24 protein-coding genes are annotated in these 24,494 nt (G+C 73.0%); 18 read left to right on the top strand and 6 right to left on the bottom strand.

Annotated elements, in window-relative coordinates; all coding sequences use genetic code 11:
* Window positions 1-22: 22 nt before the first annotated feature.
* The 5 genes from HDA43_RS11755 to HDA43_RS11735 all read left to right on the top strand — a co-directional run bounded on the left by HDA43_RS11755 (window position 23) and on the right by HDA43_RS11735 (window position 3,613).
* Window positions 23-370, top strand: a complete 348-nt coding sequence (locus tag HDA43_RS11755; protein ID WP_179819746.1) for an STAS domain-containing protein — start codon at window positions 23-25, stop codon at window positions 368-370.
* A gap of 37 nt (window positions 371-407) precedes the next feature.
* On the top strand, window positions 408-1,181 hold the full coding sequence (locus tag HDA43_RS11750; RefSeq protein ID WP_179819745.1) for an SDR family NAD(P)-dependent oxidoreductase: 774 nt from the start codon (window positions 408-410) through the stop codon (window positions 1,179-1,181).
* A gap of 9 nt (window positions 1,182-1,190) precedes the next feature.
* Window positions 1,191-1,955: a crotonase/enoyl-CoA hydratase family protein gene (locus HDA43_RS11745; protein ID WP_179819744.1), complete on the top strand. Its 765-nt coding sequence runs from the start codon at window positions 1,191-1,193 to the stop codon at window positions 1,953-1,955.
* Window positions 1,956-2,207: 252 nt separating this feature from the next.
* Window positions 2,208-2,861: a rhomboid family intramembrane serine protease gene (locus HDA43_RS11740; protein WP_179819743.1), complete on the top strand. Its 654-nt coding sequence runs from the start codon at window positions 2,208-2,210 to the stop codon at window positions 2,859-2,861.
* A gap of 146 nt (window positions 2,862-3,007) precedes the next feature.
* A complete protein-coding gene (locus HDA43_RS11735; protein WP_312873192.1) occupies window positions 3,008-3,613 on the top strand; it encodes a GntR family transcriptional regulator in 606 nt (201 codons plus the stop codon).
* 43 nt (window positions 3,614-3,656) lie between these two features.
* Here HDA43_RS11735 and HDA43_RS11730 read toward each other — a convergent pair whose 3' ends face one another.
* On the bottom strand, window positions 3,657-4,049 hold the full coding sequence (locus HDA43_RS11730; RefSeq protein WP_246423958.1) for a DUF6223 family protein: 393 nt from the start codon (window positions 4,047-4,049) through the stop codon (window positions 3,657-3,659).
* A 247-nt stretch (window positions 4,050-4,296) separates the two neighbouring features.
* Here HDA43_RS11730 and HDA43_RS11725 point away from each other — a divergent pair, with 247 nt between their 5' ends.
* Both HDA43_RS11725 and HDA43_RS11720 read left to right on the top strand, forming a co-directional pair.
* Complete coding sequence (locus tag HDA43_RS11725) at window positions 4,297-5,388, top strand: sensor histidine kinase (protein WP_218911686.1); 1,092 nt, start codon at window positions 4,297-4,299, stop codon at window positions 5,386-5,388.
* Complete coding sequence (locus HDA43_RS11720) at window positions 5,385-6,047, top strand: response regulator (protein WP_179819741.1); 663 nt, start codon at window positions 5,385-5,387, stop codon at window positions 6,045-6,047. Before HDA43_RS11725 ends, HDA43_RS11720 begins: the two co-directional genes overlap by 4 nt.
* Before the next feature lie 190 nt (window positions 6,048-6,237).
* Here the strand turns inward: HDA43_RS11720 and serC are convergent, their stop codons facing one another.
* Together serC and HDA43_RS11710 are read right to left on the bottom strand one after the other, a co-directional pair.
* Window positions 6,238-7,353 (bottom strand): phosphoserine transaminase, encoded by a 1,116-nt coding sequence (serC, locus tag HDA43_RS11715; protein ID WP_179819740.1) that lies wholly within the window; start codon window positions 7,351-7,353, stop codon window positions 6,238-6,240.
* 162 nt (window positions 7,354-7,515) lie between these two features.
* The gene (locus HDA43_RS11710) at window positions 7,516-8,622 is read right to left on the bottom strand and encodes a citrate synthase 2 (RefSeq protein ID WP_179819739.1); all 1,107 of its coding nucleotides are present in this window, start codon (window positions 8,620-8,622) and stop codon (window positions 7,516-7,518) included.
* 170 nt (window positions 8,623-8,792) lie between these two features.
* On the opposite strand from HDA43_RS11710, the gene pdxH reads away from it, so the two are divergent.
* From pdxH to HDA43_RS11685, 5 genes are all read left to right on the top strand, one after another.
* Window positions 8,793-9,446, top strand: coding sequence for a pyridoxamine 5'-phosphate oxidase (gene pdxH, locus HDA43_RS11705; RefSeq protein ID WP_312873191.1), 654 nt, complete (start codon window positions 8,793-8,795; stop codon window positions 9,444-9,446).
* A gap of 58 nt (window positions 9,447-9,504) precedes the next feature.
* On the top strand, window positions 9,505-10,752 hold the full coding sequence (locus HDA43_RS11700) for an MFS transporter (RefSeq protein WP_312873190.1): 1,248 nt from the start codon (window positions 9,505-9,507) through the stop codon (window positions 10,750-10,752).
* Between the two features lie 159 nt (window positions 10,753-10,911).
* Complete coding sequence (locus tag HDA43_RS11695; RefSeq protein WP_179819737.1) at window positions 10,912-11,613, top strand: iron-dependent transcriptional repressor DtxR; 702 nt, start codon at window positions 10,912-10,914, stop codon at window positions 11,611-11,613.
* A gap of 126 nt (window positions 11,614-11,739) precedes the next feature.
* Complete coding sequence (locus HDA43_RS11690) at window positions 11,740-13,980, top strand: ATP-binding SpoIIE family protein phosphatase (protein WP_179819736.1); 2,241 nt, start codon at window positions 11,740-11,742, stop codon at window positions 13,978-13,980.
* Between the two features lie 173 nt (window positions 13,981-14,153).
* On the top strand, window positions 14,154-14,930 hold the full coding sequence (locus HDA43_RS11685; protein WP_179819735.1) for an alpha/beta fold hydrolase: 777 nt from the start codon (window positions 14,154-14,156) through the stop codon (window positions 14,928-14,930).
* Between the two features lie 146 nt (window positions 14,931-15,076).
* Here HDA43_RS11685 and HDA43_RS11680 read toward each other — a convergent pair whose 3' ends face one another.
* Both HDA43_RS11680 and HDA43_RS11675 read right to left on the bottom strand, forming a co-directional pair.
* Complete coding sequence (locus HDA43_RS11680) at window positions 15,077-15,952, bottom strand: TspO-related membrane protein (protein ID WP_179819734.1); 876 nt, start codon at window positions 15,950-15,952, stop codon at window positions 15,077-15,079.
* A gap of 251 nt (window positions 15,953-16,203) precedes the next feature.
* On the bottom strand, window positions 16,204-16,365 hold the full coding sequence (locus tag HDA43_RS11675) for a hypothetical protein (protein ID WP_179819733.1): 162 nt from the start codon (window positions 16,363-16,365) through the stop codon (window positions 16,204-16,206).
* Between the two features lie 101 nt (window positions 16,366-16,466).
* Here HDA43_RS11675 and HDA43_RS11670 point away from each other — a divergent pair, with 101 nt between their 5' ends.
* On the top strand, window positions 16,467-17,009 hold the full coding sequence (locus HDA43_RS11670) for a hypothetical protein (protein ID WP_179819732.1): 543 nt from the start codon (window positions 16,467-16,469) through the stop codon (window positions 17,007-17,009).
* A gap of 59 nt (window positions 17,010-17,068) precedes the next feature.
* Here HDA43_RS11670 and HDA43_RS11665 read toward each other — a convergent pair whose 3' ends face one another.
* Entirely contained in the window at window positions 17,069-18,214 is a 1,146-nt protein-coding gene (locus HDA43_RS11665) for an acyl-CoA dehydrogenase family protein (RefSeq protein ID WP_179819731.1), read from the bottom strand.
* Window positions 18,215-18,506: 292 nt separating this feature from the next.
* Here HDA43_RS11665 and HDA43_RS11660 point away from each other — a divergent pair, with 292 nt between their 5' ends.
* The 5 genes from HDA43_RS11660 (at window position 18,507) to HDA43_RS11640 (ending at window position 24,442) form a co-directional block, all read left to right on the top strand.
* Window positions 18,507-20,330, top strand: a complete 1,824-nt coding sequence (locus HDA43_RS11660) for a hypothetical protein (RefSeq protein WP_179819730.1) — start codon at window positions 18,507-18,509, stop codon at window positions 20,328-20,330.
* Window positions 20,331-20,345: 15 nt separating this feature from the next.
* Complete coding sequence (locus HDA43_RS11655) at window positions 20,346-21,209, top strand: class F sortase (protein ID WP_179819729.1); 864 nt, start codon at window positions 20,346-20,348, stop codon at window positions 21,207-21,209.
* A gap of 215 nt (window positions 21,210-21,424) precedes the next feature.
* Complete coding sequence (locus HDA43_RS11650) at window positions 21,425-21,727, top strand: hypothetical protein (protein ID WP_179819728.1); 303 nt, start codon at window positions 21,425-21,427, stop codon at window positions 21,725-21,727.
* A 30-nt stretch (window positions 21,728-21,757) separates the two neighbouring features.
* Window positions 21,758-22,804 (top strand): class I SAM-dependent methyltransferase, encoded by a 1,047-nt coding sequence (locus tag HDA43_RS11645; protein ID WP_179819727.1) that lies wholly within the window; start codon window positions 21,758-21,760, stop codon window positions 22,802-22,804.
* A 162-nt stretch (window positions 22,805-22,966) separates the two neighbouring features.
* The gene (locus HDA43_RS11640; RefSeq protein WP_312873188.1) at window positions 22,967-24,442 is read left to right on the top strand and encodes a glycerophosphodiester phosphodiesterase; all 1,476 of its coding nucleotides are present in this window, start codon (window positions 22,967-22,969) and stop codon (window positions 24,440-24,442) included.
* Window positions 24,443-24,494: the final 52 nt, after the last annotated feature.

Below are 24,494 nucleotides of genomic sequence, written 5' to 3'. Positions count from 1 at the left end.
CATGGGTCCCGGAGGAGGAGTTATGAAGCTGCGGTTGGCTCGCCGCGCCGTTGGTGACGCCGTGGTGGTGGCCGTCGAGGGAGAACTCGACCTGTTCACCGCTCCCTTCTTGCGGGACGAGATCCGTGACGCCATCAAGCTCGACGGCCCCCGGCTCGTCCTCGACCTCACCGACCTGTCGTTCATGGACTCCAGCGGCCTGTCCGTGCTGATCGAGGCGTGGCGGCTGGCCACCGCCCAGAGCGGCGGGGTCCGCCTGGCCGCGCCGCAGACCCCGGTGGCCCGGATCCTGCGCACCACCGGCCTCGACCGGCGCATCAAGGTCTACCCCGACGTGGCCGACGCCGTAGGAGAGATTTGGCCACCCTGAGTAGAACTTCATTCGGTCCGCGCGTTAAAGTCCGCTCATGGACCTGAACGGAGCAGCAGCAATCATCTCGGGCGGCGCCAGCGGTCTCGGCGAGGCCACGGCCCGCGAGCTCGCCGCGCACGGCGCCACCGTCGTCATCGCCGACCTCAACGAGGAGCGCGGCAAGGCCATCGCCGACGAGCTCGGCGGTGTGTTCGTCAAGACCGACGTGTCCGACGAGGAGCAGGTGCAGGCCGCCGTGGACGCCGCCGTGGCGACGGGCAAGCCGTTGCGCGTCGTGGTGAACAGCGCCGGCATCGGCTGGGCCACCCGTACGGTCAACCGCGACGGCTCCCCGCACGACCTGGCCTCCTACCGCAAGGTCATCGACGTCAACCTGATCGGCACCTTCAACCTCATGCGCATCGGCGCGGCGGCCATCGCCAAGACGGAGCCGGCCGACGAGGACGGCCAGCGCGGCGTGGTCGTCAACACCGCCTCGGTGGCGGCGCTGGAGGGCCAGACCGGCCAGGTGGCCTACTCGGCGTCCAAGGGCGGCATCGTCGGCATGACGGTCCCGGCCGCGCGTGACCTGGCCGCCATCGGCGTCCGCGTCAACACGATCTGCCCCGGCATCATCGACACCCCCATCTACGGCTTCTCGGGCAACGCCGAGGAGTTCAAGGCCAAGCTGGTGGCGCCGGTGGTCTTCCCCAAGCGCATGGGCCGGCCCGCGGAGTTCGCCCACCTGGTGCGCGCGCTGATCGAGAACGACTACATGAACGCCGAGGTCATCCGCTTCGACGGCGGTATCCGCTTCCAGCCCAAGTAGGAGTGACCGGTGTCTGACGAGGTTCTGGTCGACGTCGAGGACGGCGTCGCCGTCATCACGATCAACCGCCCCCAGGCCAGGAACGCCGTCAACGGCGCCGTGGCCCGGGGCATCGCCGCGGCCCTGGACGAGCTGGAGGAACGCAAGGACGTCGCCGCCTACGTCCTCACCGGCGCCGGCGGCACGTTCTGCGCCGGAATGGACCTCAAGGGCTTCCTGGCCGGTGACGTCCCGGTCGTGGCGGGCCGGGGGTTCGGCGGTCTCGTGGAGGCGCCCCCGAAGAAGCCGATCATCGCCGCGGTCGAGGGCTACGCCCTGGCCGGCGGGTTCGAGCTGGCGCTGGCCTGCGACATCGTCATCGCCTCCGAGGAGGCGAAGTTCGGGCTGCCGGAGCCCAGGCGCGGCCTGGTCGCCGGGGCCGGAGGGGTCATGCGGCTGCCCCGGCGCATCCCGTACCACCTCGCGATGGAGATCGCCCTCACCGGCGACCACTTCCCGGCCGCCCGGCTGCGGGAGGCCGGCCTGGTCAACCACGTCACGCCCGCGGGCGAGGCGCTGGCCAGGGCGGTCGAGCTGGCCCGGCGGATCGCGGCGAACGCCCCGCTGGCGCTGGCCGCGACCAAGCGGGTGATCGTCGAGTCGGCCGACTGGAGCGCCGAGGAGATGTTCGAGCGGCAGCAGGAGATCATCAACCCGGTGTTCGGCTCCAAGGACGCCATGGAGGGCGCGGCGGCCTTCGCCGAGAAGCGCGCCCCCCGGTGGCGGGGCGAGTAGCGCTCCGCGCCGCACGTCCCCGGGGGCGTCCCGGGTCGTCCGTTTCCAGGTCGTCCTGGGGACGTCTCCGGGGACGTCCCGGGCCTGTCTCCCGGTCGTCCCGGGCCCGTTTCCCGCCGGCCATGCCCGCCGGTGGGAAACAGGCCCGGGCAATGAGCGCGTTTCCGTCGTGAAGTGCATACCGTGAAGGTGTGGACAAGCCGGGCGGGGGCACGTGATGTCCACGCGAGGCTCCGACGGCCAGGAGAGTGCATGAACGACCACCCGACCGGGATGTACCCGACCGGCCCGTCCTCCCCGTCCTCCTCGGCCCGGTTCCGCCGCAGGGCCGGTGACCTGGCCGCGGGCGCCGCGGGCGCGGCGGTGGTCAACATCCTCCTCGTCGCGGTCATGTGGGTGAGCGAGATCGCCGACTACGTGCTGCCCGCCGACTTCGACGCCTACGGCATCCGCTCCTGGGACCCCGATGGGCTGCCGGGCATCCTCCTGGCCCCGTTCCTGCACGCGGGCTTCGGCCACCTGATGGCCAACTCGCTGCCCCTGCTGGTCCTCGGCTTCCTCGCCGCGCTGCGCGGCATCGGCCGCTTCCTGGCCGCCAGCCTGATCATCATCGTGGTCAGCGGCCTGGGCGTGTGGTTCACCAGCCCGCCGACGTACGTCACGGTCGGCGCGAGCGGGCTGGTGTTCGGCTACTTCGGCTTCGTCCTGGCCCGGGGCCTGTTCGACCGCCGCGCCCTGGACATCGTGATCGGCATCGGCGTGGCGGTGGCGTACTACTCGATCATCTGGGGCGTGCTGCCCGGCCAGGTCGGCATCTCCTGGCAGGGGCACCTGTTCGGGCTGATCGGCGGGATCGTGGCGGCGTGGGTCCTGCGCCGCAGGCGCCGCGCCCTGCCCGCCTACTGAAGACACCCCGGGCCCGCGGGTCAACGGACGCGGCACGGGAGCCGGGACCGTACGGCGGGCCGGGCCGTACGGCGGGCACCGGGCCGGATCCGCCCCCTGGCTAGAGTGGTCCGGACGAGCACCGGACCCGGGGGAGCGGAACAGCCGTGGACGACACCACACCCGACGATCGCACCGCGGACGTCCCCGGAGGGCATCGCCCGGCGCCCCGCGTGCTGGTGAGGCGCACGCTGCCCACCGAGCCCGCGGTGCGCGGCTCGGCGTCGCTCTTCATGACCGAGGCGGGCGCCCAGGGCGTCCGTCCGGGCCGTCAGATGCTCCACGTCGGCCCGGAACCGGCCGCCGGGCACATCGCCGAGGCCCTGCGCGTCGAGCCCGGTACGGAGGTTCTGGCGCGCCGCAAGCTGCTGCTGGCCGACGACGTGCCGGTGCGGATCGCCACGAGCTTCTTCCGCCTCGACGTCTTCGGCGGCACCCCGATCTGCGCGCCCGGCTTCGTCACGCCGACCCTGCAGGCCGGGATCGAGGCGCTCGGGCACCGCTTCGGCCACGCCGAGGAGTATCTCGTCGTCCGCCCGGCCACCGCCTCCGAGACGGGGACGCTCCGGCTCGACCCCGGCGAGTGGGTGGTGCGGATCGTACGCGCCGCCTACGGCGACGACGGCACGCCGGTGCACGTCCTGGAGACGATCTGCGCGGCCTCCCGCCACATCTTCCCCATCGCCCAGGTCACCGGCGCCGACGAGTTCTGAGCCTGGCGGGCGGCGCGGCGTCCGGGCCGGGCGGACGGCGCGGTCAGGCGGTGCGGCGGGAGCGGGCCAGGGCACGCCATCCGAGGATCATGGCGGCCACCCCCAGCGCCAGGGCCAGGTAACCCCCGACGATCCCGCCGCCGGTGCCGGGACCGCCCTCGGAGTTGACCACGACCAGGCCGCCGGTGACCGTGCCGGCCAGCCCTGACGCCATGGCGGTGACGGCCCTCTGCCGGCCGGTACGGCCGGCGGCGCGCAGGGCCGGCCAGCCGACGACCACGCCGGCCAGCACCAGCGCGATGCTGATCAGGGCCCAGATACGCCCGGTGGTGAAGTAGCCGACGCCGACCGGCTCGGCCAGGACATGCGCGGCGGACCCGGGACCTCCGCTCAGGGCGGTTCCGGCGGTGGCGAGCAGGTGACGGACGGACGACATGAAGTGCTCCTCCCAGGATCGGACGTCGCCGATCATGCCCGCCGGACCCGCCGCCGGTCGTCCGGCGGACGCGGACGATCCGCGCTGCCGCCGTCGCCGCAGCCGGCTGCCGCGGACGCCGCGGGGGCCGTGGAGGTACCGCGGGCGCGGTAGCCGGACGGTCATCCGTGCGCAGGAGTCGCCCGCGCGGACATCGGGCTAGGGTGCGCGCATGAGCGCAGGACGGTCCGTTACCCGGGCAGATGTCATGGACTGGGCGATCGCCGTCGGCATGGCGGCGGCGCTGCTGGTCACCGGGCTGGCCGGGCGGCACCCCGCCACGGGCCCCGGCCTGCTCGGCTACGCGCTGCTGGCGGCCGGCGGGCTGGCGCTGGCCGCGCGCCGCCGGGCTCCGGTTTCCGTGCTGGCCGTCACCGGGCTGTGCGTGGTGGGTTACCAGGCGGCCGGTTTCGACGTGCCGGCCGTTCCGTACCTGTTCGCGGTGTACGCCGCCGTGCGGGCGGGGCACCGTACCGTCACGGTGGCGGCGAGCGTGGCCGTGCTGGCCCTGCTGCCCCTCGCGGCCCTGGCCTCGGGCCTGCACGACACGGGCGAGGCGTTCGCGCAGGCCCGGGGAGCCCTGGAGATGGCCTGGCTGATCGCGGCCGGCGCCGCGGGTGAGGCGCTGCGGCAGGCCGAGCGGCGGGCGGAGGAGGCCGAGCGCACCCGGGAGGAGACCGCGCGGCGCCGCGCCGACGAGGAGCGGCTGCACATCGCGCGGGAGCTGCACGACTCGCTCACCCACCAGATCTCCGTCATCAAGGTGCAGGCCGAGGCCGCCGTCCACGTGGCCCGCAGGCGGGGTGAGCAGGTGCCGGAGGCGCTGCTGGCGATCCGGGAGGCCGGCCGCGAGGCGGCCCGGGAACTGCGCGCGACCCTGGAGGTGCTGCGCGACGACGCCAAGAGCCCGCCGCACGGGCTCGACGACGTCCCGGAACTGGTGGAGCGCGCCCGGACGGCCGGCCTGGACGCGAAGCTGACGGTCGAGGGACGACGGCATGACATGCCGGCCGCGGTGGACCGGACCGCCTACCGGATCGTCCAGGAGTCGCTGACCAACGTCGCCCGTCACGCCGCCGCCGCGACGGCGTCGGTCCGCATCGACTACCGTCCCGGCACCCTGGCCATACGGGTCGACGACGACGGCAGGGCCACGTCGGAGGACGCTCCGGCGCCCGGCGTCGGACTGCTCGGGATGCGCGAGCGGGTCACCGCCCTCGGCGGCCGCCTCCGCGCGGAGCCGCGCGGCGAGGGCGGCTTCACCGTGCAGGCCGAAATCCCCGTGGACGGGACGTCATGATCCGTGTTCTGCTGGCCGACGACCAGCCGCTCATCCGCAGCGGGTTCCGTGCGCTCCTCGACCTGGAGGACGACATCGAGGTGGTGGCCGAGGCCGGGGACGGGGGCGAGGCCCTGGCGCTGGCCAGGCGGCACCTGCCCGACATCGCGCTCGTCGACGTCCGGATGCCGGTCATGGACGGCATCGAGGCGACCCGGCGCATCGCCGCGGACCCGGCCCTGACCGGGGTGCACGTCGTCATCCTGACCAACTACGGCCTCGACGAGCACGTCTTCGACGCGTTGCGCGCCGGCGCGGCCGGATTCCTCGTCAAGGACATCCAGCCGGAGGACTTCCTCCACGCCGTACGCGTCGCCGCGCGCGGCGACGCCCTGCTCGCTCCGTCGATCACCCGCAGGCTGATCGACCGGTACGTCTCCCAGCCTCTCCGCACCGACGCCGGCGCGGCGCTGAAGGAGCTGACCAACCGCGAGCGCGAGGCCGTCGCCCTGGTCGCGCGGGGTCTGTCCAACGACGAGATCGCCGACCACATGGTGATCAGCTCGACGACCGCGAAGACCCACGTCAACCGCGCCATGGTGAAGCTCCACGCCCGCGATCGCGCCCAGCTCGTGGTCCTCGCCTACGAGTCCGGCCTGGTGGTCCCGCGCGAATCCTGACGGCTTCGCTCCGGCACCGGGAGAAGCGGGTCGGAGCGGTGGTCCCGCGCGGCTCCTCCCGCCACCCGCGCCGAGCCCTCCGGACCCGGGACGCCGGCTGCGACCGCTCGGAGGGCGGCCGTGGCGCGCGGTGGTGACCCGGCCGGCCGCGGCCCGGCCGGGAACCGGGCCGCGGGAGGCCGGGTACGGCTTACGGCTTGAGCCGCTCGACCACGTGGTCGATGCAGGCGGTCAGGGCCTCGACGTCGTCGGGGTCGATGGCCGGGAACATCGCGATGCGCAGCTGGTTGCGGCCGAGCTTGCGGTAGGGCTCGGTGTCGACGATGCCGTTGGCGCGCAGCGCCTTGGCCACCTGCGCGGCGTCCACCTCGTCGGCGAAGTCGATGGTGCCGACCACGTTGGAGCGGAACTCCGGACCCGCGAACGGGGTGGTGTAGGAGGTCTTCTCCGCCCAGGTGTACAGGCGGCGGGCCGACTCGGCCGAGCGGGCGGTGGTCCAGGCCAGGCCGCCGTTGCCGTTCATCCACTCGATCTGCTCGGCGAGCAGGAACAGCGTGGCGACCGCCGGGGTGTTGTAGGTCTGGTCCTTGGCGGAGTTGTCGATCGCCGTCGGCAGGCTGTAGAAGTCGGGCACGTAACGGCCGCTCGCCGCGATCTCCTCGACCCGCGCGAGCGCGGCCGGGGACATCAGGGCGATCCACAGGCCGCCGTCGGAGGCGAAGCTCTTCTGCGGCGCGAAGTAGTAGACGTCGAACTCGCCCGCCTCGACGGGCAGGCCGCCGGCGCCGGAGGTGGCGTCCACCAGGACCAGCGAGCCCTCCTCGCCCACCCGCCGGATCGGCATGGCGACGCCGGTGGAGGTCTCGTTGTGGGTGAGGGCGTAGACGTCCACGCCCTCCTCGGTGCGGGCCTGCGGATGGCTGCCGGGCTCGGACTTGATCACCGTCGGGTCGCCCAGCCAGGGCGCCCTGGCGGTGACGGCGGCGAACTTGGAGGAGAACTCGCCGAAGTGCAGGTGCTGCGACCTGTCCCGGACGAGTCCGAAGGCGGCGATGTCCCAGAACGCGGTGGTGCCGCCGTTGCCGAGGACGACCTGGTACCCCTCGGGCAGGGAGAACAGCTCCGAAAGGCCCGCGCGCACCCGCCCGACGAGCGACTTGACCGGCTTCTGGCGGTGGGAGGTGCCCATCAGGGCCGATCCGGAGGCGGCCAGAGCGGACAGCTGCTCGGGGCGCACCTTGGAGGGCCCGCAGCCGAAGCGGCCGTCGGCGGGCTTGATGTCAGTGGGAATCACGATGTCAGCCACCCCGTCAGCCTACTGAGCCGGACCGCCTGACTCGTACGAGGTCCGCATGATGAGACATTCGTGTCTGACAAGCGGAACGGCCGCCGCGCGAGGGGATCGCGCGGCGGCCACGGGGGAGGGCCGGCCGGACCGGGCCGGGGAGCCGGGTCCGGCCGTGGTGGCTCAGACGGAGGCGATGACCTCGGCGGCGCCGGGGACGTCGTTGATCGAACGCTGCGCCGGGCCCACGTAGTCGGCGCTGGGGCGGACGAGCCTGCCCGTGCGCTTCTGCTCCAGGATGTGGGCGGCCCAGCCCGCGGTGCGGGCGCAGGTGAACATGGAGGTGAACATGTTGGAGGGGACCTCGGCGAAGTCGAGGATGACCGCGGCCCAGTACTCGACGTTGGTGGCGAGCACCCGGTCGGGCTTGCGGGCGTGCAGCTCCTCCAGCGCGGCCTTCTCCAGCGCGGCGGCGACCTCGTAGCGCGGCGCGTTCAGCTCCTTGGCCGTACGGCGCAGCACGCGGGCGCGGGGGTCCTCGGCGCGGTAGACGCGGTGGCCGAAGCCCATGAGGCGCTGGCCCTTGTCGAGCTCGGACTGCACGTACTTCTTGGCGTCGCCGACCCGCTCGACACCCTCGATCATGTGCAGCACGCGCGCCGGGGCGCCGCCGTGCAGCGGGCCGGACATGGCGCCGACGGCGCCGCTCAGCGCCGCCGAGACGTCGGCGCCGGTGGAGGCGATGACGCGGGCGGTGAAGGTGGAGGCGTTCATGCCGTGCTCGGCCGCCGAGACCCAGTAGGCGTCGATGGCCTTGACGTGGTTGGGGTCGGGCTCGCCCCGCCAGCGGGTCATGAACCGCTCGACGATGCTGTCGCACTCGTCGACCCGCTTCTGCGGGACCATCGGCTGGCCGAGGCCGCGCGCCGACTGGGCGACGAAGCTGAGGGCGGTCACGCTGGCGCGCGCGAGGTTGTCGCGCGCCTCGGCGTCGTCGATGTCGAGCAGCGGCTTGAAGCCGTACGCGGGGGCCAGCATGGCCAGTGCGCTCTGCACGTCGACGCGGATGTCACCGGAGTGGACAGGAATGGGGTACGGCTCAGCCGGGGGCAGGCCCGGCTGGAACTTGTTGTCGACCAGCAGGCCCCACACGTGTCCAAAGGAGACGCGACCGACCAGCTCTTCGATGTCGACGCCCCGGTAGCGAAGGGCGCCCCCTTCTTTGTCCGGTTCCGCGATCTCCGTCTCGAAAGCTACGACGCCTTCGAGCCCGGGTTTGAAGTCGGACATTCTCGGCCGCCTCCCTTTCTTGAAGTCAAAGCCTTGATGTCGAGATACCGGCGGGTCATATTCAACCCTGTGGGGGAGAGTGGTGTGGCCCCGGACCCACCGGAACGCGATCGTCCCAGGTAGGGGGCGCGCGCATGCTCTTGCTGTCAACCACGGGAGAATACCGAACCGTGGATGCCACATCGCGCCCGCCATCGCTCGCGGGCCTTCGCCGTACCTACGAGGGCGCTCCCCTGACGGAGGGCGACCTCGCGCCCGACCCCGTGACGCAGTTCACCATCTGGTTCGGCGAGGCCCTGGACGCCGGGCTCCCCGAACCCAACGCCATGATCCTCGCCACCTGCTCGGCGGGCGGGCTGCCGACGGCCCGCACCGTGCTGCTGAAGGGCTACGACGAGCACGGGTTCGTCTTCTACACCAACTACGAGTCCCGCAAGGGCCGCGACCTGCGGGAGAACCCGCGGGCCAGCCTGCTGTTCCCATGGCACCCCATCCGCCGCCAGGTGCGGGTGGAGGGCACGGTGACGCGGCTGGCGCGCGAGGAGTCGGCCGCCTACTTCCGCTCCCGCCCCTACGGTTCGCGCATCGGCGCCTGGGCGTCGCGGCAGTCGGCCGTGGTGGGCTCGCGGCAGGAGCTCGACGCCCGCTACGCCGAGCTGGCCGCGCGCTGGCCGGAGGACCCGCCGGTGCCCGACTTCTGGGGCGGGTTCCGGGTCGCGCCGGTGGAGATGGAGTTCTGGCAGGGCCAGATCTCCCGGATGCACGACCGCCTGCGGTACCGGCGCGCGGGTGGCGGATGGGTCGTGGAACGCCTGGCCCCCTGACGCATTACTCCCTTATTACTGATATATCCGCATGTATCAGTCTTGACGAGGGGGAACTGTGGCGTTCGGGGACATGGTGCGGCGGCTCGCGGTGGACACCCGTCCGCTCGCCATCCCGGACTTCCGGCGGCTCTGGGCCGGCCAGGGCGTGTCGTTCATCGGCTTCCAGCTCACCGCGGTGGCCGTCAGCGCCCAGATCTACGACATCACCTCCTCCTCGTTCTGGGTCGGCATGCTCGGCCCGGCCAACCTCATCCCCCTGATCGTCTTCGGGCTGTGGGGCGGCGCCGTCGCCGACGCCGTGGACCGGCGCAGGCTGCTGCTGACCGGATCGGTCATCACCTGGGCCGCGACGCTCGCCCTGCTGGCCCAGGCCGCCCTCGGCACCGCGAACGTCGGGCTGCTGCTGGCGACCACGGCCGTGCACGCCACCGGTTTCGCCATCACCGGCCCGACCCGCGCCGCGATCATCCCCAGGCTGGTCCCGGCCGAGATGGTCCCGGCCGCCAACACGCTCAACTACCTCGCCGGCGGCCTCGGCAGCGTCGTGGGCCCGCTGGCCGCCGGGGTCGTGCTCGCCCAGGGCGGTCTCGCCGCCGCCTACCTGGCCGATGCCGTGCTGTTCACCGCCGGCTTCTACGCCGCGCTGCGGCTGCCGCGCCTGGCGCCGCTCGGCGAGGTGACCCGCCCCGGCCTCCGGTCGGTCCTGGACGGCCTGCGCTACATCTCCGGCCACCCCATCGTGATGATGTCGTTCGTCGTGGACATCATCGCCATGGCCTTCGCCCTGCCCCGGGCGCTGTTCCCCCAGGTCGTGGCCGAGCGGTTCGGCGACTCCCCGATCGCGTTCGGCTGGCTGTCGGCGAGCATGGCGATCGGCTCGGTCGTCGGCGGGCTGATGTCGGGCTGGGTGGGCCGGATCCGGCGGCAGGGCCTGGCCCTCACGTTCGTGATCGCCGCCTGGGGGCTCAGCGTCGCCGCCTCCGGCCTGGTGGGCGCGCTGTGGGCGATGGTCGCGCTGCTCGCCTTCGGCGGGGCCGCCGACCTGGTCTCCTCGGTGTGGCGGCAGACGATCCTGCAAACACACGCGCCCGACGAGATGCGCGGGCGGATGCAGGGGGTGTTCATGGTCGTGGTGGCCGGGGGGCCCCGCCTCGGGGACCTGCGCGCCGGGGCCACGGCCACGTGGTTCGGCGCCACCGGGGCCTGGGTCGGCGGCGGGATCGCGTGCGCGCTCGCCGTACTCGTGGTGGGGCTGGCGGTGCCCTCGTTCAGGGGTTACCGTGCGGGCACACGCGAGGTTTGACCTGTTCGGGAAGTATTGGACATGCTCCGGTGTTGCCGTCCTATGCCACCACGGACTCGATCTCCCAATAGGGTCGGGGTCTGAGACTTCTTCCGTCCCGCGTTGCCCTTCGCGGAACGTCGCGTGATGGACGAGGCATCGAGATAGGACGGAGGAGCCTTGACCGCACACGGCCTGATCGACACTACGGAGATGTACCTCCGCACCATCTTCGAGCTGGAGGAAGAGGGGATCGTCCCGCTGCGGGCCCGGATCGCCGAGCGGCTGCAGCAGAGCGGCCCCACCGTCAGCCAGACGGTCGCCCGCATGGAGCGCGACGGCCTCGTCCGCGTGGAGGGCGACCGCCACCTGGCCATGACCGATCTCGGCCGCACCCTGGCGACGCGCGTCATGCGCAAGCACCGCCTCGCCGAATGCCTGCTCACCCAGGTGATCGGGCTGCCCTGGGAGGAGGTGCACGTCGAGGCGTGCCGCTGGGAGCACGTCATGTCGGAGTCGGTGGAGGCCCGGCTGGTCTCCCTGCTGAACAACCCGACCGAGGACCCCCACGGCAACCCCATCCCCGGCCTCGACGAGCTCGGTGTCGAGGGCCCCGGGAACGGCTGGGAGTCGCTGCCGTCGATGGCCGCGCTGGCCGGACCCAGAGATATACCCGTCGTCGTCCGCCGAATTAGCGAACAAGTGCAAAGCGATCCGGCTGTGATGCTTAAACTCAAGCAAGTTGGGATACAACCCGGACGCGAGGTAACGCTCGCGGCGAGCGACGACGGTGTGCGGGTGACAGGTGACGACGAGGCGGAGAACCATCTTGCGGAGCTTCCGCGGGAGATCGCCGCGCACGTCTTCGTCTCCACTCGCTGACCAGGGCCCCTCTGCTTGGTTGGATCCCCCTGGGGAGCCCCTCCGCTTCCACTCCCAGGCCGAGACTGCAGCTGGAGCAACCGTGGTTCGCTTTGCGCACACCCGTCCTCAAGGGGTGGTCACCGGATGAAGCGGTGGGGGGATCTCTCACCGGAAACCGCCGACCACCTCACGGCCGGTTCCGTCCTCGACCACGCCGAGATGGCCGTGGTCGTCACCGACAGATTCAGCAACATCCTCTACCGGAACCCGTTCGCCGAGAGGCTCTTCGGCCGCCCCGCGGCCGCGGCCTCCCGGGAACAGGCGTTCTCCCTCGGCGTCATGGAGAAGGACCACCCGCTCGCCGGTGAGCTCGCCAAGCACGTCCTCAAGGGCGGGGTCTGGGAGGGCACCTTCGACGTCCGTCGCGGCGACGGGACGATGATCTACGTCCGGGCGCAGGCCGTGCCGCTGCGCCACCCCTCGGGGTCGGTCAGCGGCATCGTCATCACCGCCCGCGAGGCGATGCGCAGCAACGAGCGGGAGAAGGACCGCTTCGGCCTGCTGGAACGGATCGGCGAGCGGCTCGCCGGGTCCCTCTACGTCGAGGAGACGCTCAAGCGGGTCGCCGAGATGCTCGTCCCGCAGTTCGCCGACCACTGCTTCATCGAGCTGATGGAGGGCGACCGGCTGACCCGCAGGGTCTCCACCCACGTCCAGGGCTGGAGCCCGCCGCCGGACACCTGGGCGCCGCTCGGGGCCGAGATCCGCTACCCCCCGGGCCACTACGCCGACATCGCGCTGCGCCGCCAGGAGACGGTCCTGGTCGAGGACTTCGCGCAGACCAACTACCCCAGCCCCGGCGAGGCCAACACCCGTCTGGCCGCCGAGATCGGGCTGACCTCGGCCATCGTGGCGCCGCTGTGCGTGCGCGGCGAGACCCTCGGGCTGATGTACCTCGGGCTGTCCAACCTCACCGACCGGCGCAGCCCGCACTACGACGCCTTCGACCGCGACTTCGTCGGGGCCATCGCCACCCGCGTCGCCGTGGCCGTGGACAACGCGCTGCTGTTCGAGGAGGAGCGGCACACCGCCGAGTCCTTCCAGAAGTACCTGCTGCCCCCCGCGCCGCTGCCCGAGCTCGACGGGCTGGAGATCGCGGTCCGCTACTACCCGGCGGCCCCGCTCGCCAGCCACGGCCAGGGCATCCAGACCCAGGTGGGCGGCGACTGGTACGACGTCATCCCGCTGTCGGCGGGCCGGGTCGGCATCGTCATCGGCGACGTCGAGGGCCGCGGCGCCAAGGCCGCCGCCGTCATGGGCCAGCTGCGGGCCGCGCTGCGCGCCTTCGCCCAGGACGACAAGCCGCCCGCGGAGATCCTCGCCAAGCTCGACGAGTGGACCCGCATCATCGCCACCCCCGAGCGCGACGACAGCGGAACCGACGTCAGTGTCCCGCCCATCGTCACCTGCCAGTACCTCGTCTACGACGCCTGGTCGCGGCAGCTCTCCTTCGCCAACGCCGGCCACGCCCCGCCGCTGCTGCTGCACAACGGGGTCTGCCGGGAGCTGCAGATCGAGGAGGTGGGCCAGCCCCTCGGCGTCCGCGCCAAGGGCATGCACGCCGACCTGGTCTACAAGGAGGAGACCCGGACCCTGCCCCCGGGCGCCGCGCTCGTCCTCTACACCGACGGCCTCGTGGACCGCCGCCCGGTGCGCGACGCCGACGGCCGGGCGCCCACCGAGGAGGAGACCTTCGACATCCTCCGCGGGCGGCTCGTCCAGGAGTCCGGCTCGTCGGTGGAGCGCATCGCCGACGCGGCGACGATCGCGGTGCCGGGCGAGATCGACGACGACATGGCGATCCTGGTGGTCAGGTCCGCCCCCGACGACCTCGACGTCGAGGAGCGCACGTTCCCGGCCCAGCCGATCATGGTCGGTGAGGCCCGCCGGATGGCGCTGGACGCGTTCACCGGCTGGAGCGTCCCCGAGGAACGCGCCGAGCTGGCCTGCCTGCTGGTCTCCGAGGTGGTGACCAACGTCGTACTGCACGCCGCCACCGCCAGCGTCCCCCGGCGGGAGCTGCCGATGGACGGCCCCTCGCTGTCGTCCCTGTCGTTCGACGAGTCCTGGGGCGACGGCCCCGACTTCGACGACGAGGTCACCGCCGAGAAGGAGTTCACGCTCCGGCTGCGCCGGGGCCGCGACGCGGTCTGGGTGGAGGTCTTCGACCAGGACCTGCGGCTTCCCCGGATCCGCAGCGCCGGGGAGAACGACGAGGGCGGCCGGGGCCTGTACCTCGTCGACCAGCTCGCCAGGCGCTGGGGATCACGGCCCACCAAGGAGGGCAAGGCCGTCTGGTTCGAGATCCCCACCAAGACCCGCTGAGGCCCCGGCCCGCCGGGCCCTGGCCCGCCGAGGTCCCACCGAAGCGCCGTCCCGCCGCCGAACCCTCCCCGGCGGCGTCCGGCCCGGTGGCCCTCCGGCCTTCTCCTCCGCCGGGGCGGTGGTACGGCGCGGGCGGCTGGTCGGCCTCCGCGCGAAGTGCTTGACTCGTGGGCATGGAACTGGCCTTCGAACGGCGCGGGGTGGGTCCGCCCCTGATCCTGCTGCACGGAATCGGGCACCACTGGCAGGCGTGGCTGCCGGTGCTCGACCGTCTCGCCGCCGAGCGGGACGTCGTCGCCGTGGACTTCCCCGGCTTCGGCGTCTCACCGCCGCTGCCGTCCGGCACGCCGTACACCCCCGAGGCGCTCGCCGACGCGGTCGAGGCGTTCTGCGGGGTGCTCGGCCTGCGTGAGCCGCACGTCGCGGGCAATTCCCTGGGTGGATACGTCGCCCTGGAACTCGCCGCCCGAGGGGTGGTCCGCACCGCCACCGCCCTCTCCCCGGCCGGGTTCTGGAACCGTACCGAGCTGGCCTACGCCCGCGCGGTGCTCCGGGCGGCCAGGTCGCTGGCGCGCGAACTGCCGGCCGGACGCGCCCGTCCCCTCGCCGAGCACCGGATCGGCCGGACGCTGGCGATGGGCCTGATGACGGCCCACCCGGACCGGCTGCCCGCCGAGGCGATGACGGCCGCCACCGAGGCGCTCGCCGGAGCCCCGGGGTTCGACGACGCCCTCGACGCGTTCCTGTGGACGATGCCGCCTGCTCCGCCGAAGGTGCCGATCACCATCGCCTGGGGCGAGCGCGACCGGCTGCTGCCCCGGCGCCAGGCCGTGCGGGCGGCCCGGTGGTCGGGACAGCGGGTACGGCTGCTGCGGGGATGCGGGCACCTGCCGATGAGCGACGACCCCGGACTGGTCGCCCGCGTCATCCTGGAGGGCTCCTCCGGCTGAACCCGCGCCGGGGCGTACGGCGCGCGGCCGGGCTTCCGGCGCCTGCCCAGAGGTACGGCGCGCACCTCGGCTCCGGTGTCTGGCCGGTCGTACGGCGCGTACCCCGGGCGTCCCGGTCCGTCCCGGGGGACGGGCGTTCTCCGGCCCTACCGGGTTCCGCGGCGGCGGTTGCGCAATGCCGCCACTCCCGCGACCACGGCGGCCAGCGCGCCCGCCGTCACCGCCGTCGCGGTGTGGCGGCGCTGCTGCACGGCGGTGCCGGCCAGACCCCAGACCAGCGTGGCGGGATAGGAGATCGAGCGGGGCCCGGCGGCGGTCACGGCCGTGGCGACGGCCCCGGTCACGGCCAGCGCCGGGACCGCCCAGCGGCGTTGCGGGTCGGCCGCCGCGGGGCCGTCGACGGTGCCGTCGAGCACCGAGATGGCGGACGCCAGGGTGAGCCAGCCCGCGAACCCGGCGAGCGGCTCCCGCACCGCCCAGCGCCACCCGTCACGCCGCCCGCGGTCCCCGCGGGAACCGTCCCCGGCGGCGTCCGGGGTGCCGGGGCGCCCGGCCCCTCCCGCGCTTCCCGAGCCCCCGGTGGGGGCCCAGGAGCCGATTCCGCCGCCGAAGGGTCCCTCGGTGGCCTCGGCCCACTTCCGTTCCTCGAGGGTGTCCCGGCCGGTGAGGGCGTAGGCCGCCATCGCGGACGCCCAGGTGACGCCCACCAGGGGCAGGAACGCCCGGGTGCCCCGCGCGCGGCTCCACAGGCCCGCGCCGAGGTAGCCCAGCGCGGCGGGCAGGGCGAGGCGGCCGAGGACGTGGTCGGCGCGCCGCCGCGGCATCGCCTGGTAGGCGGCGTAGGCCAGTGAGCCCGCGTAGATCGGCCCCCAGATGCCGAAGGCCCGGCTGGGCGGGACGATCGCCGACGGCGACCGGTTCGCGTCGCCGTAGTTCCCGGTGGCCCCCAGCGTCAGGCCGGTCACCACCGCCCCCGCCGTCAACGCCTGCCGTGCCGCGCCCTGCCGCATGCCGTCTCCCATGTCCCCGAATCCACCGCGAGTGGCCCGGCGAGACGCGTCGCGTCTCGGCCGACCGGGTTCCCGCGTGCCGCGATGGCCCTTCGACGGGCTCACTTCCCCGGACGGGCCCGCCCATTCGGCGCGGGCCGGTGCTCGGCGGAGACGGCCGACAGGGGCCGGCTCGCGGCCGGCCCGTCCCGGAGGTACGGCGGACCACGGAAACGCCCGGCCGGCGGGCAGGGCCGGTCACCGGCCGGGAGGTCCGGGCGCGGTCAGCGGAACGTCCGGCCCCACAGGGCGAGGACCACCAGGATGAACACGATCACGATGCCGGCGTAGCCGACGGGGCCGAGCCGCAGTGCCCGCCGCATCCGGTTGAGACCCCAGGCGAACAGGATCGCCAGGAAGATCAGCAGAATCAGCCCGCTGTCCATCGCCACCGCCTCAGGGAGTCCACGCAGACCAGTATGCGTCGACGGAGCCGATCACGCGGCGGGTAACGGCCGGCTGCGATCACATGAGATCGTTGCGCCTCATGAACGCTTCACCGAAGATATCGCGCATCCTGCCGGCCGCCGCCCTCGCCGTCGGTCTCCTGGCCGGGCTGACCGCCTGCTCCGGTGACGGTGACGGCGGCGAGTCCGCCGCGCCGGCTCCCGCCGTCTCGGCGACCGAGCCTTCCGCGGCGCCCGAGACGGCCTCGGAGCCGCCCGCCACCGCCCTGCCCACCGCCACCGCCCTGCCCACCGTGACGGCCACGCTCACCGCCTCGCCCGCCGCGACGCCGAGCGTCTCCGGCATGCGGGGGTTGGACGGGGACCTGGTGGGGGACGTGCAGCTCCAGGGGAGCGACGCGATCACGGTGGCTCCCGAGGGCGAGGCCGCGCGGCAGGCCGAGCTCACGCCGTTCACCGAGGTGCTCGACGTGCAGGGCGGCATCTGCACGAAGGGTTCGCTTCCGCACCGGTGCACCACGGACCAGCTCCGCAAGGCGCTCAAGGCGGGGAAATCCCTCTACGCCAAGGTCACGATCAAGGACGGCTTCGCCATGCGGGTCGAGGAGATCGTCCCGAACTGACCGGGGCGCGGAAGCCGAAGGGCCGGCCTGGGCCGGAGGCCCGGAGGCCCGCCGGAACCTCAGAAGCCGAAGGAGCGGCCGATGATCTCCTTCATGATCTCGGTGGTGCCGCCGTAGATGGTCTGGACGCGGCTGTCGATCCACGCCCTGGCGACCGGGTACTCCAGCATGTAGCCATAGCCGCCGTGGAGCTGGAGGCAGCGGTCGATGACCCTGTTCTGCAGCTCGGTGGTCCACCACTTGGCCTTGGCCGCGTCCACGACGCCGAGCTCCCCGGCGTTGAGCGCCCGGACGCACCTGTCCACGTAGTGGCGGGCGATATCGACCTCGGTGTCCAGCTCGGCCAGCACGAACCGGGTGTTCTGGAAGCTGCCGACGCTGCGGCCGAAGGCCGTGCGGTTCCTGCAGTACTCGATGGTCGTCCGCAGCACGGTCTCGGCGGCGGCCACCGCCGCCACGGCGATCGACAGCCGCTCCTGCGGGAGGTTGGCCATGAGCTGGTAGAAGCCCTGCCCCTCCTGCCCGCCCAGCAGATTGGCGGCGGGGACCCGGACGTCGTCGAAGAACAGCTCCGCCGTGTCCTGGGCGTGCATGCCGATCTTCTCCAGGTTGCGGCCCCGGGTGAAGCCCTCCATGCCCCGCTCGACGACGAGCAGCGAGATGCCCCGGGCGCCCGCGTCCGGGTCGGTTTTGGCGACCACGACGACGAGGTCGGCGTTGATGCCGTTGGTGATGAAGGTCTTGGAACCGTTGACGACGTAGTGGTCGCCCTCCCGCACCGCGGTCGTCCGTACGCCCTGCAGGTCGCTGCCCGCGCCGGGCTCGGTCATCGCGATGGCTGTGATCAGCTCGCCGCTGACGAACCCGGGCAGCCAGCGGGCCTTCTGCGCGTCGTCTGTCAGGCCCAGCAGGTAGGGGGCCATCACGTCGTTGTGCAGGGAGAAGCCCAGACCGGACGCGCCGGCCGCGATGATCTCCTCGACGATCACGGCGTTGTAGCGGAAGTCGGTGATGCCGGCTCCGCCGTACTCCTCGGGCACCGCGAAGCCGAACATGCCGACCTCGCCGGCCTTCTTCCACACCTCGCGGGGGACGATGCCGTCCTTCTCCCACCGGGCGTGGTGCGGGACGACCTCGCGGGTCAGGAACTCGCGCACGGTCTCGCGGAAGAGCAGGTGCTCCTCCTCGAACAGGTCTCGCTGCATCGACGGATCCTCCCGGGGCGGTCCTGAGGTCGTGCGTAACAGAATACGATTCTGTTGTCGCCGCGGTACAGTCCGGCCGATGACGCCGGTGTGGCTCCCGTCCGGGCCCCGACCGGCCGGAACGCGCCGCTCCCGCCGGGTGTCCTCCCGGGGAACGGCGCATCACAACTGCGCCACGGTCCCCTGTGGATTCGCTGATCCCGCTGCGCCAAAGATGTCGAAAACCGTACGATCTACCCTTGGTTTGCTATGGGTGGCCCCAAACAGCGGCCCCGGCGATCGGAGTGTTGTGGTGGTTCGGTGGCGGTCCAGGCTGAGCAAGCCCGTCGCGGTCTCGATGCTGGGGCTGCTGGGCGGAGCACTGGTCGTGCTCCCCTCGGGACAGGCGAGCGCCAACGCCGCCGAGCTGGTGGTCGACTACCAGTGCACCGGTGACGGTCCGAACAGCATCGCGCAGAGCGGCCCGGTGCGTCTGCGGACCCGGGTGTCGGTCCCGACGACGCTGACCGTGGGCCAGCCGCTCAACATCGGCTGGAAGCTCGGCTACCTCGGCAACGCCAGGTTCGGCTCGCCCGGCTACTTCGCGCCCGGCGCCGCGGTCACCGCCACCGGCACCGTAGGGCTGTCGGGCGTCTGGAGCGGCGCGCTGAAGCCGGTGGGCGCGGCGGAGCAGCCCCATCAGCTCCAGCCGGGCACCATCCTGAAGCTCCCCGAGACGATCTCCGACTTCGCGCACACCGACCAGGCCGGGACGCTCAAGGTCACGCCGCGGAACATCGTGCTGGACTTCACGCCCCCGGCCGGCGAGGTCATGGTCAACGACGACGACCCCCAGGTGGACTACTCCGGGGGCGGCTGGAAGGACCTGAACGACCAGCCCATCCAGAACAACGACTACCACCACGACCTGCACCGCACCGAGGAGAAGGGCGACACCGCCTCCTTCACGTTCACCGGCACCGGCATCGAGTACGTCGCCCAGCGTGACTACCGCGCCGGGAAGGTCCGCTTCTACATCGACGGTGAGGCCGCCACCCCCGCCTACGTCGACGCCTCCAAGAAGGCCGACGGCTCCCCGTCCACCGACGCCGGCAAGGGCGGGCTGACCCTGTGGCGTTTCCGCGGGCTCAGCTACGGCAAGCACTTCGTCCAGGTGGTCAACGACGAGCAGGGCAAGTGGGGGCAGCTCGACGCGTTCCGGGTGATCACCAAGGAGCTGGCCGCCCCGCCGAAGGCGCACCGGGTCACCTGCAAGATCGTCAGCAATCCGGTGTCGGTGAACGTCGTCATCTCGGACCCCTCGTCGACGACCCCGCCGCCGACCACCGAGCCGCCGACCTCTCCGCCGCCGACCACCAACCCGCCGACGTGTCTCCCGACGAGCCCGCCCCCTGGGCTCCTCCCTCCGGGCACGCCGACGCCCGCCCCCACCGGTTCCCCCACGGGCACGCCGACGGCGACCCCGGACCCCGCCGCGACGCCGACCACCACGGAGGACGACCCGGGCGCCTCGGACGATCCGGACACGACCCCGGAGGGTTTCGCGAAGGCCGCGAGGACCCCCACCCCGCCGGAGACGCCCGCGCCGACCGACCCGCCGACGGAGCGGATGCCGATCGCCCCGACGCTGACCCCGGCCCCGACGCAGACGCCGACGTGCCCGCCGGCCACCCCCACGAACACGAACAGCCACACGCCCACCGCGACGCCGTGCATCACCATCACCCCCACGCCGACGCCCACCTCCACCATCACGCCGACCCCCACCGTCTCGTGCACGCCCACGCCGACTCCCACGCAGACCACGCCGACCCCCACGCCCACCCAGACCACGCCCACGCCGACCCAGAGCAACAGCGCCAACGGCAACACGTCGACCCCGAAGCCGACGCTGACCGTGACGGCGACCGTCACCCCCACCAGGACCGCCCCCACCACCCCGCAGGTGGCGATCACCCCCTCGGGCGGCGCCCAGACCGGTGAGGCCCCCGAGGAGGAGGGCGGCCCCTCGGGTCTCATGCTGGTCGGCGCCGGAAGCGCCATGCTCGCGGGCAGCGGGATGGGCGGCGTCGTGCTCGTACGGCGGCGCGCGGCACACGCCCGCGGCCGGAGCTAGGTAAGGAGGCGCCGGATGTACTCAGGGCCCTCGCACGGCGGCCCCGGACCCTACGGGCACGACCCCCGGGATCCGTACGGCGCCGGCCGCCCGCCCAGGAGCGCCCGGAGGCTGCTGCTGCCCGCGCTGCTCGTGGTCGGGTCGCTCGGCGGGATCGGGGCGATCATGGCGGGGCTGCTCACCTACCTGTCCCCGGCGGACGAGGAGGAGTACTACCGGGCCTCGGAGTCGCAGTCGGCGACCGGTACGGCGCCGCAGAACCCGCCGCCGGTGGCGGCGGGGGAGGAGAACCCCGCGCTGACGCTCTCGGCGGCCGTCGGGCCGGGCGGGCTGGACGGGCCGCTGACGGCCGCCGCCCCGACGGCGCCGCCTCCGCTGCCCGTGGTCCAGCCGCCGGAGCCGCTCAGGACCGCCGCCGGCGTGCGGCCGAACAAGCTCTCCATCGGGAAGATCGGGTTGCTGGCCCCCCTGACGCAGCTCGGAGTGGACGCCAAGAAGGAGGTCCAGACCCCTCCGCTGAGCAAGCCGAAGCTGGCGGGCTGGTACAGGCACGGACCCGTCCCCGGCCAGCAGGGCCCCTCGGTGATCCTCGGCCACGTGAACACCAAGAGCGGTCCCGCCGTGTTCAGCCGCCTGAAGGAGATCAAGCGCGGCGACACGATCAAGGTGTCGCGGTCGGACAAGGCGGTGGTGGAGTTCACCGTGGACGGCGTGGAGCAGGTCAGCAAGAAGGCGTTCCCGTCCAAGCGGGTCTACGGCAACACGGGTGAGGCCACCCTGCGCCTGATCACCTGCGGCGGCGTCTACAACCCGAGGATCGGCCACTACACCGACAACATCATCGTCTACGCCACCCTCTCCAAGGTCGTCCGCCGCTGACCGCCGGGCCGAGGCGGCGTACGCGCGGCCGTACCGGGGCGGGCGGAGCCGGATCGGCACCGGCACGCCGGGCCTGCCGTACGGTGTCGCCGCTGGTCGGAAGGCCGATCGTTACCCTGGAGGGAACGGGGCCGTATCCGCCCGCGGCGCGTGCCGGGCCGCGGGCGGGGAGCCGGGGACCGAGGGTCGCGGCGGGGCCGGAGGGGGTGTCGCGCATGGACGGGCGGGTGGAGCAGGTCCGCGAGATCCTGCACGAGGCGGCCGAGACGCATGACCGGGTCTACCGGATCACCGACGGCGTCGATGACGACTGGCCGTACTGGTACGCCGACTGGCTGGTCAACCTTTCGGAGCTGCCGGAGGCGCTGGGCACCGAACCGCTCCGCAGCCGGCTCGTCTACGAGCTGGTCAGGCTGGACGCGGAGTACGCGACGGCCGACCGGTCGGAGCCCTGGGAGGTCTTCTACGCGCGGGGCCTGGTCGACCGCCTCCGTCCCGGCCGCGGCCCCCTGGCGTAGCGGCGCGGTGCCGGAGACCCGGGAGGACCGATGGACGAGTCGAAGCTGCGGAGGCTGGTGGAGCGGGTCACCGGCGACATGGGGGCGGCCTTCGGGGCGGCGACCGTCATGCTGGGGGACCGGCTGGGCCTGTGGAAGGCCCTCGCCGGGGCCGGGCCGCTCACCCCGGAGGAGCTGGCCGGGCGCACCGGCACGGACCCCCGGCTCGTCGCCGAGTGGCTCGCCGCCCAGGCCGCCGCCGGGTACGTCGACTACGCCGACGGCGTGTACACGTTGACCGACGAGCAGGCCGCCGTGTTCGCCGACGACTCCAGCCCGGCGTTCATGGTCGGGTTCGCCGAGGTCGTCGGGTCCGTCCACCGCGACGAGGCCAAGGTGGCGCGGGCCTACCGCGGTGAGGAACCGCTCGGCTGGGGCGACCACGACCCGGCGCTGTTCCGCGGGGCCGAACGGTCCTTCCGGTCCGGCTACGCCGCCAACCTCACCGCGAGATGGATCCCGGCGCTCGACGGCGTGGAGGCGCGGTTGCTGGCCGGCGCCCGGGTCGCCGACGTCGGCTGCGGGCACGGCGCCTCGACGCTGGTGATGGCGGCGGCCTACCCGGAGTCCCGCTTCACCGGGTTCGACCAGCACGGGGAGTCGATCGCGCGGGCGCGCGGGCTGGCGGAGCGGGAGGGGCTCGCCGGCCGGGTGAGGTTCGAGCGGGCCGATGCGTCGGCCTACCCCGGCAACGGTTACGACCTGGTGTGCCTGTTCGACTGCCTGCACGACATGGGGGACCCGGTGGGGGCGCTGCGGCACGTCCGCGCCACGCTGGCCGGTGACGGCACCGTGCTGCTGGTCGAGCCGTTCGCCACCGGCAGGCTGCCCGACGACTTCACCCCGGTCGGGCGGGTCTTCCGCAACGCCTCCGCCACGGTCTGCGTGCCCAGCGCGATATCGCAGGGCGGCACGGAGGTGCTGGGCGCGCAGGCCGGACCGGAGCGGCTCCTCTCCGTCGCGCGCCGGGCCGGATTCACCCGGGCGCGCGAGGCCGCGGTCACCCCGATCAACCTGGTGCTGGAACTCAGACCCTAGGCCGCGTCCGGTGTTCCGGGAGCACACCGGCCTCCCGGCGATCCCGGATCCGGGCCGGTCGCGCGGGTCTTCGGCGCAGGTTCCGGCTGTTAGCCGTTCGGCCGGAACGGGTAGATCCACACCAGTCTCCCCCCGTGAGAACGAGTGGCGGGAGTGACGCTGGTGAGCACTGTCCGGGCCGGAGCGGCGGCCCTTCTCATCGCAGTGGCGGCGGTCGGAGCGCTGAACCACCAGAACGCGGGCGGACGGCACGGCAGGCCGGGTGGCGACCGGCACCACGTGAAGTCGCTGTTCGACCGGCACGGCAAGTCGCTGTTCGACCGGCACGGCAAGTCACCGGGCGGTTGGCGCACGAGGCCGAGGACGGGCTGGCACCCGCGGCAGGGGGCCGTACGGCGGGCGCAGACGGAGGCGGGCCGCCACGCCCGGCAGGGCAACGGGCGTCCCGCGACGTACCGGGACTCCGACGAGTACCGCAACTCGGGCGGCGAGAGCAGCACGAGATCGACGAGCGAACACCGGGTGAGCTCCGCCGCCGACTGGCGTCTGGGTCTGCTGGACGGCCGGACCATGCGTCCGGTGGCGTACCGGGCCGAGTACCCCGGCGGCGTGGCCGGCGGGGCCGAGCGCCATGGCAGGGCGCCGATCGTCATCGCGCACCGCGGCGCCAGCGCGCTGCGGCCCGAGCACACCCTCCTCGCCTACAACCTCGCCGTCCGCTCGGGGGCCGACTACATAGAGCCGGACCTGGTCTCGACCAAGGACCATGTGCTGGTGGCCCGGCACGAGAACGAGCTGTCGCAGACCACGGATGTGGCCCTCCACCCGGAGTTCGCCGCCCGGCGGACCACCAAGGTGATCAACGGTGTCCGCCGTACCGGCTGGTTCACCGAGGACTTCACCCTCGCCGAGCTGCGCACCCTGCGCGCCAGGGAGCGGCACCCGGGTCGGCGGGGCGGTTCCGTCTACGACGGCAGGGCGGCGATCCCGACCCTGGACGAGATCGTCCGGCTCGCGCAGCGGCGCGGCGTCGGCGTCTACGCCGAGACCAAGTTCCCGAGTTACTTCGCCTCGATCGGGCTGCCGCTGGAGGAGCCGATGCTGGCCACCTTCAGCCGGTACGGCTGGGATGACGCGGCGGACCCGGTGTTCATCGAGTCCTTCGAGACCGGCAATCTGAAGAAGCTCGGCGCCATGACGCATCTGCGACTGATCCAGTTCATCGGCGGCAGGAGGGCGCCGTTCGACCTGGTGGCGGCCGGTGACACGCGGACCTACGACGACATGGTCACCCCGGAGGGGCTGCGGGAGATCGCCGGTTACGCCGACGGCATCGGCGTGAACACCCGGCGGATCGTGCCGCGCGCCCCCGACGGGAGGCTGGGGCCGCCGACCTCGCTCGTCGACGACGCCCATGCCGCCGGGCTGCTGGTGCACGTGTCGACGGTCCGCGCGCAGAACGGCCGGCTCCCGGCCGACTACCGCCTGGGCGACCCCGCCGTCAGGGGGTACCGGGGCGCCGCCGGTGACGTGGCCGGCTGGCTGGACCGGCTGTACGGCCTCAAGGTGGACGGGGTCTTCGCCGACGACCCGGGCGTCGCCCGCGCCGCGCGGGACCGCCTGTTCCCACGCGTGTGACCGGCGGGGGGCCGGTGACCGGATTGCTCGTTATTCGCCGAGCCGGTCCGGG

It is taken from the genome of Streptosporangium sandarakinum, assembly GCF_013409935.1.
Lineage (GTDB): Bacteria > Actinomycetota > Actinomycetes > Streptosporangiales > Streptosporangiaceae > Streptosporangium > Streptosporangium nondiastaticum.
The sequence above is the reverse complement of the archived record's forward strand: the minus strand, read 5'-3'. Positions and strand labels throughout refer to the sequence as shown.

What these genes read in the sequence shown, in the direction of transcription:
- HDA43_RS11755 (WP_179819746.1), top strand. Translation starts at nt 23, where the DNA reads ATGAAGCTGCGGTTGGCTCGCCGCGCCGTTGGTGACGCCGTGGTGGTG.
- HDA43_RS11750 (WP_179819745.1), top strand. Translation starts at nt 408, where the DNA reads ATGGACCTGAACGGAGCAGCAGCAATCATCTCGGGCGGCGCCAGCGGT.
- HDA43_RS11740 (WP_179819743.1), top strand. Translation starts at nt 2,208, where the DNA reads ATGAACGACCACCCGACCGGGATGTACCCGACCGGCCCGTCCTCCCCG.
- HDA43_RS11730 (WP_246423958.1), bottom strand. Translation starts at nt 4,049, where the DNA reads ATGTCGTCCGTCCGTCACCTGCTCGCCACCGCCGGAACCGCCCTGAGC.
- HDA43_RS11725 (WP_218911686.1), top strand. Translation starts at nt 4,297, where the DNA reads ATGGACTGGGCGATCGCCGTCGGCATGGCGGCGGCGCTGCTGGTCACC.
- HDA43_RS11720 (WP_179819741.1), top strand. Translation starts at nt 5,385, where the DNA reads ATGATCCGTGTTCTGCTGGCCGACGACCAGCCGCTCATCCGCAGCGGG.
- HDA43_RS11710 (WP_179819739.1), bottom strand. Translation starts at nt 8,622, where the DNA reads ATGTCCGACTTCAAACCCGGGCTCGAAGGCGTCGTAGCTTTCGAGACG.
- HDA43_RS11690 (WP_179819736.1), top strand. Translation starts at nt 11,740, where the DNA reads ATGAAGCGGTGGGGGGATCTCTCACCGGAAACCGCCGACCACCTCACG.
- HDA43_RS11685 (WP_179819735.1), top strand. Translation starts at nt 14,154, where the DNA reads ATGGAACTGGCCTTCGAACGGCGCGGGGTGGGTCCGCCCCTGATCCTG.
- HDA43_RS11680 (WP_179819734.1), bottom strand. Translation starts at nt 15,952, where the DNA reads ATGGGAGACGGCATGCGGCAGGGCGCGGCACGGCAGGCGTTGACGGCG.
- HDA43_RS11675 (WP_179819733.1), bottom strand. Translation starts at nt 16,365, where the DNA reads ATGGACAGCGGGCTGATTCTGCTGATCTTCCTGGCGATCCTGTTCGCC.
- HDA43_RS11670 (WP_179819732.1), top strand. Translation starts at nt 16,467, where the DNA reads ATGAACGCTTCACCGAAGATATCGCGCATCCTGCCGGCCGCCGCCCTC.
- HDA43_RS11665 (WP_179819731.1), bottom strand. Translation starts at nt 18,214, where the DNA reads ATGCAGCGAGACCTGTTCGAGGAGGAGCACCTGCTCTTCCGCGAGACC.
- HDA43_RS11655 (WP_179819729.1), top strand. Translation starts at nt 20,346, where the DNA reads ATGTACTCAGGGCCCTCGCACGGCGGCCCCGGACCCTACGGGCACGAC.
- HDA43_RS11650 (WP_179819728.1), top strand. Translation starts at nt 21,425, where the DNA reads ATGGACGGGCGGGTGGAGCAGGTCCGCGAGATCCTGCACGAGGCGGCC.
- HDA43_RS11645 (WP_179819727.1), top strand. Translation starts at nt 21,758, where the DNA reads ATGGACGAGTCGAAGCTGCGGAGGCTGGTGGAGCGGGTCACCGGCGAC.